Source organism: Nostoc sp. FACHB-892, assembly GCF_014698795.1.
Lineage (GTDB): Bacteria > Cyanobacteriota > Cyanobacteriia > Cyanobacteriales > Nostocaceae > Nostoc.
This window is the reverse complement of record NZ_JACJTR010000008.1, coordinates 1-14,919: the sequence shown is the minus strand read 5'-3', so window position 1 is coordinate 14,919 and position 14,919 is coordinate 1. Positions and strand designations below refer to the sequence as shown.

Annotated in this window: 15 protein-coding genes, 1 tRNA gene and 1 rRNA gene; 7 read left to right on the top strand and 10 right to left on the bottom strand. The window is 39.7% G+C overall.

The window, feature by feature from the left end:
- Positions 1-168 precede the first annotated feature (168 nt).
- The 3 genes from H6G96_RS12850 to H6G96_RS12840 all read right to left on the bottom strand — a co-directional run bounded on the left by H6G96_RS12850 (position 169) and on the right by H6G96_RS12840 (position 2,548).
- Positions 169-1,125, bottom strand: a complete 957-nt coding sequence (locus H6G96_RS12850) for a hypothetical protein (protein ID WP_190911823.1) — start codon at positions 1,123-1,125, stop codon at positions 169-171.
- Positions 1,112-1,954: a hypothetical protein gene (locus H6G96_RS12845; RefSeq protein WP_190911822.1), complete on the bottom strand. Its 843-nt coding sequence runs from the start codon at positions 1,952-1,954 to the stop codon at positions 1,112-1,114. The genes H6G96_RS12850 and H6G96_RS12845 overlap by 14 nt, the downstream gene beginning before the upstream one ends.
- Positions 1,955-2,053: 99 nt before the next feature.
- Positions 2,054-2,548, bottom strand: a complete 495-nt coding sequence (locus H6G96_RS12840; protein ID WP_190911821.1) for a hypothetical protein — start codon at positions 2,546-2,548, stop codon at positions 2,054-2,056.
- 509 nt (positions 2,549-3,057) lie between these two features.
- Between H6G96_RS12840 and H6G96_RS12835 the strand changes: the two genes are divergently transcribed.
- From H6G96_RS12835 to H6G96_RS12815, 5 genes are all read left to right on the top strand, one after another.
- A complete protein-coding gene (locus H6G96_RS12835; protein ID WP_190911820.1) occupies positions 3,058-3,843 on the top strand; it encodes a hypothetical protein in 786 nt (261 codons plus the stop codon).
- 150 nt (positions 3,844-3,993) lie between these two features.
- The gene (locus H6G96_RS12830) at positions 3,994-4,359 is read left to right on the top strand and encodes a GNAT family N-acetyltransferase (protein ID WP_199339523.1); all 366 of its coding nucleotides are present in this window, start codon (positions 3,994-3,996) and stop codon (positions 4,357-4,359) included.
- Between the two features lie 17 nt (positions 4,360-4,376).
- Positions 4,377-5,171 (top strand): aminotransferase class IV, encoded by a 795-nt coding sequence (locus tag H6G96_RS12825; protein WP_190911818.1) that lies wholly within the window; start codon positions 4,377-4,379, stop codon positions 5,169-5,171.
- A 111-nt stretch (positions 5,172-5,282) separates the two neighbouring features.
- A complete protein-coding gene (gene ftsH3, locus H6G96_RS12820) occupies positions 5,283-7,124 on the top strand; it encodes an ATP-dependent zinc metalloprotease FtsH3 (RefSeq protein ID WP_190729958.1) in 1,842 nt (613 codons plus the stop codon).
- Positions 7,125-7,316: 192 nt separating this feature from the next.
- Positions 7,317-7,490, top strand: a complete 174-nt coding sequence (locus H6G96_RS12815) for a hypothetical protein (RefSeq protein ID WP_190911817.1) — start codon at positions 7,317-7,319, stop codon at positions 7,488-7,490.
- 487 nt (positions 7,491-7,977) lie between these two features.
- On the opposite strand, the gene H6G96_RS12810 is transcribed toward H6G96_RS12815, so the two are convergent.
- The 4 genes from H6G96_RS12810 to H6G96_RS12795 all read right to left on the bottom strand — a co-directional run bounded on the left by H6G96_RS12810 (position 7,978) and on the right by H6G96_RS12795 (position 11,016).
- Positions 7,978-8,196: a hypothetical protein gene (locus H6G96_RS12810; RefSeq protein ID WP_190911816.1), complete on the bottom strand. Its 219-nt coding sequence runs from the start codon at positions 8,194-8,196 to the stop codon at positions 7,978-7,980.
- 403 nt (positions 8,197-8,599) lie between these two features.
- Positions 8,600-9,781, bottom strand: a complete 1,182-nt coding sequence (locus H6G96_RS12805) for a low temperature requirement protein A (protein WP_190911815.1) — start codon at positions 9,779-9,781, stop codon at positions 8,600-8,602.
- Positions 9,782-10,166: 385 nt separating this feature from the next.
- Positions 10,167-10,238 (bottom strand) — tRNA-Gly (locus tag H6G96_RS12800).
- 172 nt (positions 10,239-10,410) lie between these two features.
- Positions 10,411-11,016 (bottom strand): sporulation/spore germination protein, encoded by a 606-nt coding sequence (locus tag H6G96_RS12795; protein WP_199339517.1) that lies wholly within the window; start codon positions 11,014-11,016, stop codon positions 10,411-10,413.
- A gap of 92 nt (positions 11,017-11,108) precedes the next feature.
- Here H6G96_RS12795 and H6G96_RS12790 point away from each other — a divergent pair, with 92 nt between their 5' ends.
- The gene (locus H6G96_RS12790) at positions 11,109-11,420 is read left to right on the top strand and encodes a hypothetical protein (RefSeq protein ID WP_206757669.1); all 312 of its coding nucleotides are present in this window, start codon (positions 11,109-11,111) and stop codon (positions 11,418-11,420) included.
- Between the two features lie 15 nt (positions 11,421-11,435).
- On the opposite strand, the gene H6G96_RS12785 is transcribed toward H6G96_RS12790, so the two are convergent.
- The 3 genes from H6G96_RS12785 to rsmA form a co-directional block, all read right to left on the bottom strand.
- Positions 11,436-11,765: a DUF3082 domain-containing protein gene (locus H6G96_RS12785; protein ID WP_190729961.1), complete on the bottom strand. Its 330-nt coding sequence runs from the start codon at positions 11,763-11,765 to the stop codon at positions 11,436-11,438.
- 78 nt (positions 11,766-11,843) lie between these two features.
- Positions 11,844-12,797, bottom strand: coding sequence for a 4-(cytidine 5'-diphospho)-2-C-methyl-D-erythritol kinase (gene ispE, locus H6G96_RS12780; protein ID WP_190911814.1), 954 nt, complete (start codon positions 12,795-12,797; stop codon positions 11,844-11,846).
- A 100-nt stretch (positions 12,798-12,897) separates the two neighbouring features.
- Positions 12,898-13,740, bottom strand: coding sequence for a 16S rRNA (adenine(1518)-N(6)/adenine(1519)-N(6))-dimethyltransferase RsmA (rsmA, locus tag H6G96_RS12775; RefSeq protein WP_190911813.1), 843 nt, complete (start codon positions 13,738-13,740; stop codon positions 12,898-12,900).
- 812 nt (positions 13,741-14,552) lie between these two features.
- Between rsmA and H6G96_RS12770 the strand changes: the two genes are divergently transcribed.
- Positions 14,553-14,919, top strand: a 16S ribosomal RNA gene (locus H6G96_RS12770); the annotation flags it as partial.

Genomic DNA, 14,919 nt, shown 5'->3' with positions numbered 1-14,919 from the left:
CTAACAAAAAATTAGGGCTATCGGATTCAGCAGTGCGGTTATTAGTGATAAATACTCAATAAAATTGAGCGATCGCTCAATTGATCTTGGAGGTTGTTGAAAAAACTTTGTAATATGTAATTCGTAATTAAAAAGTCTTATTTAGTCTGGTTGCCCTGTTCCCCATTTTCAAGCTAGTAACCAACGCAGAAAACCTTTACCAACTTGCCCTAATAAAAAACTAAAAATCCATTGTAATAGCGGCCCAAGTAGTGACAAAAATAGCAAAAACAAGAAATTAGTGGGACTAAGAAAAATACCAGAAGTAACACAAGTTAATCCCCACGCTAGCCAATTTCGATAGTAAGTACCAATATAAGTCCATCTCGGAAGTTGATTAACAAGCCAATACCGAATAGTAGCAAATACAAATGATATTACTAGCCCAGCAAGTATTGATAATGAAATTGTAAGTGATTGTATTAAAGGTAATTTCCAAGCTATAAAAGCCCCAGGAAATAGCGAAGCTAGCTCCCAAGCTAGTAGGTTTAATTTAGTCCGAAGATAGCCTAATATTTGTTCAATAAGCCAATAATGGACATAAACAACATTTAAACAATCAGGATTTTGGATAAAGTTACTTTTGATTTTGTGAATGATGTCGCCGTAGAATAAAACATTACTTTGTAAAACAATATCTTGTTCTTTCCAAAAATATAAAGCTGATGTATCTTCTCTATAATAAAAATTAAAAGTAAGTCCATATTGTAACGTCGATTTTTTTTGTAATGATTTACTCCATAATAATTTGATAAAATTTACTATAAAAGTATTGTCAAAAATTTTTAAGTTTTTTTTAGAAATTACTAAATTATTGTATGCTACAGTACTTTTCCTAAAAGAAATGTTATCGCTAAAACAATTATAATACCAAAGATAAGCTAATAATTTTGGCGGAATATACAGAGAACCGCCTATTTTTCGCGCTGCCTCAATTTTTTTTAAAACTATCTTATTTAGATAAAAACTATATTGTCCTGGTTCAACCTTAATTTTAAGTTCAATAGGAGTGCCTTGAGGAATTTGTACAATAAAGGTTAGTTGAACATCAACTTGATGATCTGTGTATGTTTTATAAGCGTTCATTTCGGGATAATTTTGCGATATTTTGTACAATACCAATCAGAAAATCTAGCGTTCCACGCCACTGTTTTTCTCCAGCGACTACCCCTTCATTATGAATTTTTAGGATTAAATCTCTATCTCCTTCAGGTAATTGAAATAGCTTTTTATGATAACGGCTGATAATATCTCCATCTAGCTGCATAACAGTTTGAGCATAAATAACGTCAATATCTACACTTGTGATTTGACCACCATCAAGTGCAGCTTTAAGTTCAGACATTTTTCGCAAGGTACGAATAAATTTACCATTATTCAAAAGTTCTTCAATCTCTTGCCACCTTTGTCGCAAATTTTTTTGATTATCTTGTTCATCTGCAACAGGAGCTGGAGCAGGCAATATTGGTCGAGCTAGCTTTATATATACCTGATCCGTTGGAACAATATTTGCTTTATGTTCCACCTGATATTTAAGACGCTCTTGATATTGTATTATCCTGGAGTCTGGCTCACTAGCTTCAGTACTTTTTTCAAGGAGAATATAAAAATACTCTCTTTCAAGTTGCGAGAATAGACTTGTATAACGTTTTCGTAATTCATCAGCTTGAGTTTTTTCTTGTTCTGTTAAATTTAAATTGTCTGGATTTGGAATTCCTTTGACATCAAAGTAGTCTTTGTCATTTATTGAATAAATCTCTTCATATGCTTGCCAAGCATTAAACTTTGCGCCAGTAATTTGCTCCACAACCATTGTATTTACTTCTAAAGCTGTAATATCATCAACTAATCCATTTACAGATGAGACTAATTTTCCCAGCAAATCTCTAGCCTGCTCTTGAATTCTGTTAGACATAGTAATAGTTTCCTTTATTTTTCTAAAACAAATTAACCTACAGGTTTAGACAAATTCCTATGCTGTAGGTATTTCAGTGTGACTATTAATAAATAACTACTATGGACGGGATGGAGATTGTTGTGAAGTTTTTCGAGATTTCATAATCTCTATAAAAAATCCATACAACTTCTGCAAACTTTCTATATTTTTTTGCATAATCTCCCGACTTTCCTTGATTTGGCTTAGATGAAATTCCCGGAGTTCTGTATATGGGCCACTACCAACAAACTGGCTACCAACTTCATTGTTTATATCACCATCAATTAGATTTATTATGGTGTGCATTCGATTACCTGGTTTAGCAATTTGTTGCTCTTGCAGTTGTTCAGAAGACTCTGGAACCCAAGTTGTAATTTCTAATTCTACAACTTCAACTATTGCTGTTTGAATAGCATCAATAATGTCATCAATATTGAATTTTTCTCCATTAGTATTCAGTTTCCTAACTTTTCTTTTAAATTCACTACTTGGTTTCCTAAAATGACTATTAGTTTCACCAATCTCGCTAAGAACATTACTTTCCGTGTTTTCGTTAAGCGTATTATTTACCATGACATTTTGAAGGTTACAGATTTAAATATAAACAAAATACAATTATATGTTATATCAAAATTTCCAAAAATCTTACTTAATAAAATTAACTAAACTAAAAGTAACTTAATAATTCAAAAAATTCTTTTATAAAGAAATGTAAGTTTACAATTTTTCAAAGCCAAGTTTATCTTAGACAAAGGACAATACTATTTTAGATTTTGGAGTTACTGCGTTAGCTTTCTTAAGGGGCATGACTCTGAAATAATTCTTGAATTAGCTTTTGAGCACTTCGTTATCAATCGGGATAAATTAGTTCCTACTTGTAAACAAAGTGTCATAAGCATATTCCTGATCTAAAGACAAAGAAAAAAGTATAATGTTATACTAATTAACAAACTTATTTTAGTCAATCTATTTTGTATTTGACCTAGCAAAGCGTAGATATGCAATTGCTAGCAGACTTTTACCATGCCACTATATATAGAATTATGTGGCTGTGATCAAAAAAATAAAAAAGAGGAATGAATATGTTGTTATCGCGCCAAGCTTTTACTACACCTATAGTAGCTTGTGTATGTATATTAGGAGTTGGCTTGATTCAATTCCCCCAATTGCAAAAACTAATAAATAGCAAACAATCTGCCTCTTTAGAAACTCTAGAGAAAGAAATAAAATCAGAAAATCTCCGTCTTAATTTTCTCAAAAAAGCACCTAGTTTTGGTTATGATAATTTCATTGCAGACTTGGTATATCTCAATTTTTCACAATATTTCGGAGATGATGAAGTTAGAGATAAAACGGGTTATAGTTTAAGTCCAGAATATTTTGAAGTCATTCTAGAACGTGACCCACGATTTTTAGCAGCGTATCGAAGTCTTTCTATCAGCACTTCATTGTATGCTGCTATGCCAGAACGTGCGATCGCACTATCAGAGAAAGGGCTAAAATCACTATCTCCCTTCGTTCCCGAAAAGTCTTATTACGTATGGCGTTATAAAGGAATTGATGAGTTACTATTTTTAGGCAATTATCAAGCATCTCAAAAGTCTTTTGCAACGGCGGCAGACTGGGCTAGTAACTTTTCAGATGCAGAGAGTCAGGGTGTAGCTAATAGTTCCCGAAAAACTGCTGAATTTTTGAGTCGAAATCCTAACAGTAAATATGCTCAAATTTCTACTTGGTCAATGGTTTTAAATAATCAAGTTGATGAAAGAACTCAGAAACGAGCAATCAGGGAAATAGAAGCTTTGGGAGGAAAAGTAATTACAACTCTTGAAGGTACTCATAAAATTTTATTTCCACCAAAGGATTAAGTTGTCATTCATAGCATCTTGCTGCAAACAAATAAAATTTTGTAAAATTGCTATCCTCTCCATACCTTACACGCAATATCATTAGGAGTAATAGTGATATCAATACAATTAGCAGAATCTGACTGTAAAATATTAGAGTGTTTTCCTGTTATGTCTCAGCTGCGTCCTCATCTTAAACAAGCTAAGTTTATAGAACAAGTTCGATATCAAATGAAAGAAGGATATCAACTTGCATTCTTGGAAATTGAGGGGCAAGCTGTGGCAGTGGCTGGATTTCGCATTTCTACGTGTTTAGCATCAGGTAAGTTTTTATATATTGATGACTTAGTTGTTGATGAGTTGAAGCGCTCACAAGGTTATGGTCAACAGTTATTTCAATGGCTAATTGAATATGCAAGAAATCATGACTGTGAACACCTTAGTCTTGATTCTGGCGTTCAGCGATTTGCTGCTCACAGGTTTTATCTCATGGAGCGCATGAACATTACAAGTCATCACTTTGGAATACAGTTGTAGCAACAGGCAATCTGGTTGTGAAAAATGATGTTTTTTGGTATAAGGGGAAACTAATTAAGTCTCAAAGTTTAGAGTTAAAAATTAACGATCCAGGATTACTTTATGGGGCAACTGTTTTTACAACATTGAGAGTTTATGAAAACTTGCTAGATAGTAATTTAACTAATTGGCAAGCACACTGCGATCGCTTACTCTCCTCAATACAAACTTTTGGTTGGCAGCAACCTGATTGGGAGCTTGTGCGTCAAGGCGCTCAAATTCTTCTCGCCCACTTCCCCGTTCTCAGAATTACCCTTTTTCCCGATGGGCGGGAATGGATAACTGGCAGATTATTACCACAAGATTTGACAGAAAAACAAAATAATGGTGTATTCTGCGCTGTTGCCAGTTCGGAATTTTATCGTTCTCTCCCCTCTCATAAAACTGGAAACTATTTGAGTGCTTGGTTGGCAAAAACTAGTTTAGATGCTCAAGAAGCAATATTAGTTGATGCTCAAGGAAATTGGCTAGAAACCAGCACAGGCAACCTTTGGGGATGGTACGATTGCAGCTGGTACACGCCACCAATAAAGGCTGGAATTTTGCCGGGAATTGTGCGATCGCAACTTGTAAACTGGTTGCAAAACCACCAACAGCCTGTGCGGGAAGAACCTTGGACGGTGGAGCTAGTGCAGAGATTTGAAGCGATCGCCTACACTAATAGTGTGGTCGAAATTATTCCCATTCATACCGTTCATCAGCCTTCAGGGTCGTTACAATATAATCCCTACCATCCTAGTTTTCAGCAAATAAGGGAGCTTTTCATAGCATGATAGCTACGTCACTTTGTTACACTTAAGATAAGTTAACATAATTCTTAATAATGACTTTTCCGAGCAGAGACGCTACGCGATGGCGCGAAAAATACAGGAGGATAGACCTTAGTGAATAAAAGATGGAGAAATGCAGGGCTGTACGCACTGCTGTTTATTGTCGTCATTGCGCTGGGAACAGCATTTTTTGACAAACAACCCCAAAGCAGAGAAACATGGCGATATAGTCGCTTCATTCAAGAAGTTCAACAAGGCAGAGTAGAAAAAGTCAGTTTGAGTGCAGACCGTTCTACAGCCTTGGTTACACCCAAATATGACCCAGCTAAACGGATTGTGACCTTAGTCAACGATCCAGACCTGATCAATACTCTGACTTCAAAAGGCGTTGATATTTCTGTTTTGCCCCAAACCGACGAAGGATTTTGGTTTAAGGCACTAAGCAGCTTATTTTTCCCTGTATTGCTTTTGGTTGGCTTATTCTTCTTACTACGTCGCGCTCAAAGTGGCCCAGGTAGCCAAGCGATGAACTTTGGCAAATCAAAAGCCAGAGTGCAAATGGAACCACAAACTCAGGTGACATTTGGTGATGTTGCTGGTATTGACCAAGCCAAGTTGGAATTAAACGAAGTCGTAGACTTTCTGAAAAACGCTGATCGCTTTACCGCCGTTGGTGCAAAAATTCCTAAAGGTGTACTATTAGTCGGCCCTCCAGGTACAGGTAAAACCCTCCTAGCTCGTGCTGTAGCAGGTGAAGCAGGTGTACCCTTCTTCTCAATCTCCGGTTCGGAATTTGTAGAAATGTTCGTAGGTGTGGGCGCATCCCGCGTCCGCGATTTATTTGAACAAGCTAAGACCAATGCTCCTTGTATCGTCTTCATCGATGAAATTGACGCAGTAGGTCGTCAACGGGGTGCAGGTTTAGGTGGTGGTAACGATGAGCGAGAACAAACCCTTAACCAGTTGCTCACTGAAATGGACGGCTTTGAAGGTAATACTGGCATCATCATTATTGCCGCTACCAACCGTCCTGATGTTCTAGATGCAGCCCTATTGCGTCCTGGTCGCTTTGACCGTCAAGTTGTGGTAGACCGTCCCGACTATGCCGGACGCAGCGAAATTCTCAAGGTTCACGCCCGTGGCAAAACCTTGGCAAAAGATGTAGATTTGGATAAAATTGCTCGTCGTACCCCTGGATTTACTGGCGCAGATTTATCCAACCTGCTGAATGAAGCCGCAATTCTGGCAGCACGCCGGAATTTGACTGAGATTTCGATGGATGAAATCAACGACGCGATTGATCGCGTGTTAGCTGGGCCAGAGAAGAAAGACCGGGTAATGAGCGAAAAGCGCAAAACCTTGGTAGCATATCACGAAGCTGGTCACGCCTTAGTTGGTGCTTTGATGCCCGACTATGATCCTGTGCAGAAAATTAGCATTATCCCTCGCGGTCGCGCAGGTGGTTTAACTTGGTTTACTCCCAGCGAAGACCGGATGGACACTGGTTTATACAGCCGCGCTTATCTGGAAAATCAGATGGCAGTAGCTTTGGGTGGTCGAATTGCTGAAGAATTAATCTTTGGTGAAGAAGAAGTTACCACTGGTGCTTCTAATGACTTGCAACAAGTAGCACGGGTTGCGCGTCAGATGATTACCCGATTTGGCATGAGCGATCGCTTAGGCCCAGTTGCTCTTGGTCGTCAGCAAGGTAATATGTTCCTGGGACGGGATATCATGTCAGAGCGTGATTTCTCTGAAGAAACCGCCGCAGCCATTGATGAAGAAGTCCGCAAACTTGTGGATGTAGCCTATACACGCGCTAAAGAAGTGTTAGTGGGCAACCGTCACATTTTAGATCAGATAGCCCAAATGTTGGTTGATAAAGAAACGGTAGACGCTGAAGAGTTGCAAGAAATTCTATCGAATAACGATGTGACAACTGCTGCGTTTGCTTAATTTAATGAACAGTTAGGGGTTAAGAACAATTCCTAACTCGTAATTGTCAAAAAAGCCCGGTCATGAAGACCGGGCTTTTAATTTGGGGTTATATACCCCGAAGGTTTCGTTATAGAGTTTCAGTATAAATCGCTTGTCTGATAGAGACTACCACTTGAGCAGAATCAATTCCGGAAAATTAGAAAAATTTTTTTGGATACACCCAAATCAATTGATGAGTTAGCAAAGATAACACAATACAAACCACAATCTATGTTATCAGGGCATACTCATGGGGGACAACTATCATTATTTGGCTTTGTTCCTTTAGCGTTATCTCAGTGGTTGGTATCGAGATGGTGCGATCGCTCTGTACGTATCACATAGATTGGGAGTTTCGGTTTTACCAGTGAGAATGCGTGTAGTCCCATAGATTAGCCATTTTGAGTGGTTTCTAAACTCGGCCTGATTTTTTAGCGATATCCCCTAAGCTGTGTGCGTAAACACTTCTTGCTTACCAATACAATAAAGGCCCCTGATAATCTGTCGGAACTCAATTTAATTCAGCATTAGCGAAGCGACTCCCCTAGCAGCTTTGCATTCTCATTTTTCGGTGAGTTGGCGACTGTTGTAAGTACGTGGCTCTTTTTTGAGGCATTCTTCCAAAAATCTGATTTCGTCTTTTTCTTAACCCGGCAATTCCCAAAGCCCTTCTAGAGCAAGCTTCTGCTATTTATGTAAAACCTCTCAAGAGTTTGGTTTTGGAGTGGAATTAAAATGATCTGTCATTTTTTCCACGTACCTACCATGTGCATTTAATCTGATTACTTCTGCTCTACCTTTCAGGACTCGATACTCAAACCAGTCGCCTATCTTAAACTCTGGATGTCGGTTTCAAAAATAGCCACGCTACAAAGAACGTAGCCGCCGTGAATAGTTGCGTCAAATCCAAAGCAGATAGATAACCATCCGCAAATGAAGCAATACTGCGATCAGTAATGCCGAATACCCAGGATGACAATCCGAACAGCCAGATTCCATTCTTGAGATTTCCGACGAATTCTTTAGAGTCTGATCGTTCTTGGTCTTTCATGATCTTCTGTTCCATTGGTGAAAAATCTGATGATTGATGTGAAATACCTGCCATTAAGAATTTTTTCTGACTCCTGACGTTGAATTTACACTTCCTATTAAATATATTAATAAATATTTCACCTACTTGACTTCACTACCCAAAGGTACATCTCCTAATCTTGACATTCATCCATTGGTTCTGTTACCCCTGATAGACAGCTATGCGTTGAATTTTCAGCATTACAGCGTCGGGCTTGAATGCTGAAATTACATAATCTTTAAATAACTATATAAATATTTATTTATGTTTTGCTTAAAACCCTCCATAGGATAGATGCCTTACAGATAATTACCCAAATTTGATTTCGCGTTGATACATAGTAGTAGCGCGCAGATGTCCGCTACTACTACTACGCTATAAGCTAGATTTCTGGGTCAACCAAGCGGGTAGTGGGACGACTCTGATATAAATCTTGAACAACTTGAGCAACAGAAATTACACCTACAAGGGCAATGACTGCAACAGGTAACAAACCTTTGCCAAAGATGGCGATCGCTAGTAGCACAACTGCACCCCCAAGTCGATACTGGGAACGAATTTTGCAATAACGGATTACCCCAAATCTGTGTAGAATGCTGACAGCAAGAGAGCATAATGCTACTGAAGCACAGATGAGCCATCGTTGGGAGTCAGGTAGTGCTAAAGTTGGCTTACTCAACAGTATTTGTTCTACACCAACTCCAGCAGCAGTAATCCCAATCACTAGCGGTAAATGAGTGTAGAGCCAGAGATTGACAACACCAACTTTTCCATGTGTCCGTGCCATCTCAATAGGTTTACCACCCAAATTATCAAAATAGACCCACCACCAGCTAAAGGCGATAATTAGACCAAACACGGCGGAAATCGCAGTTAAAACATCCCATTTCTGTTCAGAAATACCATTGACCACTGCAATGATTGCTTCACCTAAGACAATAATGGTAAATAGCCCGAAACGTTCCGGTAAGTGGGAAGCGTGGGGAAGTAACCCCATCTGAAACTTCCGTCCCGTTAAGGGTGTGGTAAAGTCAATAATGATTCCCAGTGTCCAAAATCCGAATCGCCAAGGAATGGGTACAGATGCTGATATTAGCCAAAGCAAAGCTGCGATCGCAAAACCGATAGCGTAGCGAGTAGTCAAAGGACGTGCGGAGGGGATATGTCTTCCAGCACGAACGTACTCTATTACAAGCACAGCGCGACCGAGAGCATAGGAAATGGCAAAACCAGGGGAACTCTCACCCAAACCGTGGTGGATATTAATAGCCATTGCTGCTGCTGTCAGCATTTGTATACCAATCAGCAGCCGATGTCCCACATCATCGCTGTCAAAGCGGTTGGCGTAGAATGTGGTGCCAATCCATGACCACCAAACTGGTATAAATAGAACTACAAACCCAAATAATCCTGATAAAGAGACATCTTCGTTGAGATTGTGAGCAAGTTGAGAAACTGCAACTACAAAAACCAAGTCATAAAACAGTTCCAGCCAAGTGGCGTGTCGTTCTTCTTCAGTGTCTTCACCAATGCGTAACCTTGGTGGTTGGAGAAAATTTGCCATAGTGCTAATTGCGAATCGCTAATTGTTTTTTACCATTAGCTGTCATCTATTAGCGAGTGCATAGACGTTTGTGCGTAAATTGCTAAAAATCTGCTGACAATACAATTCATCAGTTGTGCCTACCACGTATTGGGGGCAACACATAATCAATTTCTGGAATTGAAATCATTTCTAAGCCAGACACAGACTGCTTTTTGAATTTTCGGATAAGTTTAATAGAAATATCAGTCTGTTAAACATCGGCGTGTTATCGGCAACCTGTAGTATATGCATTGTAGTAACAATGCCCGCAGACTATAGATGCTTAGTTAAGTCTGACTCAACAAACTCATAAGCAACTGTGCCAACGGGAGCAATAACATAAAGAGCTAGGTTATGATTTTAAAGCGGGCGATGGGACTCGAACCCACGACGTTCACCATGGGAAGATGACATTCTACCACTGAATTACACCCGCGAATTGCTGCTATCAACTTATGGCTGACATTAATTATACCACTATTTACAGCTGTTTTCAATTGGCTAAAATATGCACTGCTTTAGTATACTTCTGATATATGAGTCCTGTAACTGTTCATATTGGAAAATCTTTTTAGCTAGCTGATGATGGCACTTACTACCGTATTTAACTAAAGAACAATGTCTTCACCTCGCTCGGTGAAGCGAACCTCTTTAATATTCCATTGGGCATTACTTGTTAAGGTTTTGCGGAGACTACCAAACAGAGCAAACTGTTCACAACTAGAAAGAGAAGCTATTTGTCGCTTTGAATCAGGGGATATTCGCAAATCAACTATAGCAATGCCATTTTTGATGTTGACACGATACCCAGACAAGCTAAAGTCGCTTGTATCTCGTTTTTCTAAAATTTTACTTACTACATTTGTCACTGGTTCCTCAGCTGGTACTGAAACCTTTTCGGGAATGAGTTGTTGACACTGAGTATCACTTGTATATAGTGTCACGTTGGTAGTTCTGCTAGCGGCAACTTTAGGAGTTGATGAGGAAGGCGTATTTTCCTTCGGAGATTCTTTATTAGGAGATTTTTCTCTTAATTGAGCTACGCTAGGAATCTGGTCGGAAGTCTGAGACGATGAGCTATTCGTCGGTGTTATGTTAGAAGATGGCGTTCCACTGTCAATATTACGAGCGGTGGGGTTAGAACTACAACTGCTGAGGCTGACAATAATTGTCACAAAAATAAGGGGTAAAAAATATTTATTGGTTGTATTCATAATTTTGCTCACAAGTAATGTTGCTGCTATCAACTTCAGTGTTGCTGGTATCAATTCCACACAAATTTGCGAATATTGAGCCAGTTTATAAAGTGTCAACCCGAAATCTGTCAAAGTCAAGATTTGGGCTTAATTTTTGTCTAAGTCCCGTTATACCAATTCTGTGTGAGACTGCGCCAAATTTTCTTGGCTTCTCCTTTGTTTTTGTCTTTCTCTACGAGACGCTACCCGAATGCGCCCAATCCTGCGGGAAGCCGTTCCGCGTCTATGCGGTTCGTCCCTCATATAGTTTGACGCATCTTTATACAGAATTGGTATTAAAGCTCAAGGTTTTGACACAATATGTGTTGGAAATTGGCTGGTATCCAGCGATCGCAAGAGATCCACCCGAATTGATGAATTGAGATAAAAGCAAATTACTAGTTTTCACTACTTTTTTGCTTAGTCAATTCCTGCACTAATAATTGCACTCCCAAAGCCAACAAACCAATTGCTACTATAGCAAATATCCCGCTTCCTAAAGCAACTACACCAACAACCAGAGTCCGAACAGCAGAAGAAATTTTAATCACCAATGGATTAATTGAATGGACAGGTTTAGTAGCAAAATTTGTAGCGATCGCAATCATCAGAGAATACATTGCATATCCCATTCCTCCAGAAATAACCGCCCCAGTTAAACAGCGTAACGGACTTGCTGTCGCCTGTATTTTAGTATCCGTTTGTGGCGTTAAATTTTGGTCACTCATACGATTTTAGATTTTAGATTGGGCCATTAGAAATAATTCTTGTCTATTCCCTATGCTTCATTAAGCAAAAAGAATTATTTAAACAGACGAAGCCACTTTAATACCATGTGTGATTGTCCGAGTTACAAACAATTCTAAGTCCTCATCAATAATTGCTTCTCTCACTTGCAGCAAAACTAGTTCTGCCTGCTGTTGCGACTCAAAAAGAGCAAATACTGTTGGTCCAGAGCCAGACATCATTGTTCCTAAAACGCCTTCTTGATTTGCAAACACTTCTCGCAGTTGCAATACTTGAGGATAGGCTGGTAATACCACCCGCTCTAAATCATTGTGCAGTTTTTGGGCAATTTTTCCCGCATCTTTATCTAGGACAGCTTTTACTATTGCTCCTGAATGAACTGCATTAGCACGCGCTGCCAAGTTGTCGTTATCTCTGATATAAGAATTACCAAACTGCTGTCGATAGGTTTTGTATGCCCAAGCCGTGGAAACTTCCAGCCTGCGGTATTTCCCCAATACTACATATATATTATCTAAATTAGGTAGGGCAGAAAGTTGCTCACCTCTACCTGTTGCGATCGCAGTTCCACCCGCTACACAAAATGGTACATCTGAACCAAGTGTACCTCCCAACTCCTCTAATTCTGGCTGAGTTAATCCCAATTTCCATAATAAATCTATCCCTACCAACACAGCTGCTGCATTTGTCGAACCTCCAGCCAACCCAGCTGCTACGGGAATTTGCTTGTTTATGTTAATCTCCACACCCCCATATTGAGCGAAGGCTTCGGGAAATTGCATCGCCATTAATTCTGCTGCTCGGTATGCCAGATTATTTTTATCTATCGGTACTTGTGGGTGGTTACAGCGAATGCGAATACTGTCAGTGCTTATGGAATGTATATCAATTTGGTCTGCCAGTCCGATACTTTGAAGTATCATCGATAACTCATGATAGCCATCGGGACGGTCGCCAATGATTTCCAGATACAAATTGATTTTAGCAGGGGCAATTAGGCTATAAGAACGCATTTTGAAAGTTAAAATTTAAGGGTTATGGGTTGCTAGTTGGGAATGGATGAATTTTGGGTTTTGAATCAAAGCAATCATCTATATATTCACTCATAACTCCTCACTCCTCACTTTTAACTCCTAACTCATTTGCTAGGATTACCCATTGCTGAACGCTGATATCTTCGGCTCTGGCTTGGGGATTTATTTTTAATTGTTCCAGTAAGTGGTTCAAGCGATCGCGTTCTATAACTGATTGCAAATTATTTCGTAACATTTTGCGCTTGGAACCAAACCCCAACTTTAAGAAATTCTCTAACTGTCGGGGATTAAGCGCTGGTATTTCTATTTTTCGGGGACGCAACCGCACCACTGCTGAATCGACTTTTGGCGGTGGATGGAATGCAGCCGCTGGAACTGTGCAGATTAACTCACACTCAGCCAAATACTGTACCCGCACACTCAACGCCCCAAAGGTTTTTGAGCCTGGTTTAGCATACAACCTTTCTGCTACTTCTTTTTGTACCAGCAACACTATTGAATCAAATGGTTCGGGATTGGGGTTAGCGATCGTACCCAGTAGTTTCTCAATGATTGGCCCTGTAATGTTGTAAGGAATATTGGCTACTACCTTATTCGGCTTGTGGAAATTGGGAAAGGCTGCTAGATAAGATGGTAAATCTAGAGTGAGAAAATCGCCTTGCAGCAATAAAAAATTTTCAGTTTTACCAAGCTGCTTCGACAACAGTTGACATAAGTCTCGGTCTATTTCAACTGCAACCAGAGATTGCACTAAAGGTAATAAACGACGAGTCAGAATACCGGTTCCGGGGCCAATTTCCAGGACGCGATCACCTTTGGTGGAGCGATCGCTTTTTGTACACTCTGCTGCTTGAATAATTGCATTGAGCGCCTTTTCACTTTTTAGCCAATGTTGAGCAAAGACCTTGCGCGGTCGGATCATCTGTATTTATTGCCTAGTCTAGTTTTTAGCTTTTTCTCAAAAATTCTAATTAAAAAATCTGATTGGACAATCATCATGCAATCGCACTTAAATTTCCGCAATGACTGCGGTAGTTTTTGTTTTTCCCGCTTCCCCAAATTTTTCGCTCATAAATTGTGAAATCCTTTTACAGCGCTAGACTCACTGTAACGGATCATGCCTATCCTCATCTTAGAGAAGCTTTGCGAACATAGCGATGGCGATCGCGTAACCTCTTCGAGTACTTGAATGTCGATACAAGTGCCAACCATAGAATGAGAGTCTTAAACCGCAAGCAAGCTCCGCATTAATTATTATATATAGTTAGTTCGGGCGTTTGAATTCAGGGTAAATCCCTCCAGCAAGACTGCTCAGTGCCTTTTTCGATAATGATTATTATCATCATTAAACCTGAATTAGATCCAATCTAGGGACACTAATAACTAGCAACGTGCATTATTCATACAGGAAAGTTTAGCTCACTTCGTTTCTGCATCCCTCTCGTTACTTAACCCATTCACCTGAAACCGATGCCAGGCAAGCAATTTGGATTTTTAGAAAAAAAATAAATTTACCCCTTGACAAACTAGGGGATGACTAGTTACTCTAGTTAAGTGGGAAAGCGAGAGATGCCAACCACCGCTGAACCTGAAAAACATAATACTTTGAAAGCTTAAGAAAAAACCAATCCTCGTCAAAAGATTTTGCTTTTGGGATTTCCCAAAAAGATAATCGAAATTATAACTAGGATTCCGGAAAAGATTTTTTTCGGAGCCACAAACTCGAAAGATAACAAAACGGAGAGTTTGATCCTGGCTCAGGATGAACGCTGGCGGTATGCTTAACACATGCAAGTTGAACGGTGCCTTAGGGCACAGTGGCGGACGGGTGAGTAACGCGTGAGAATCTAGCTTTAGGTCTGGGACAACCACTGGAAACGGTGGCTAATACCGGATGTGCCGAGAGGTGAAAGGTTAACTGCCTGAAGATGAGCTCGCGTCTGATTAGCTAGTTGGAAGTGTAATGGACTCCCAAGGCGACGATCAGTAGCTGGTCTGAGAGGACGATCAGCCACACTGGGACTGAGACACGGCCCAGACTCCTACGGGAGGCAGCAGTGGGGAATTTTCCGCAATGGGCGAAAGCCTGACGGAGCAATAC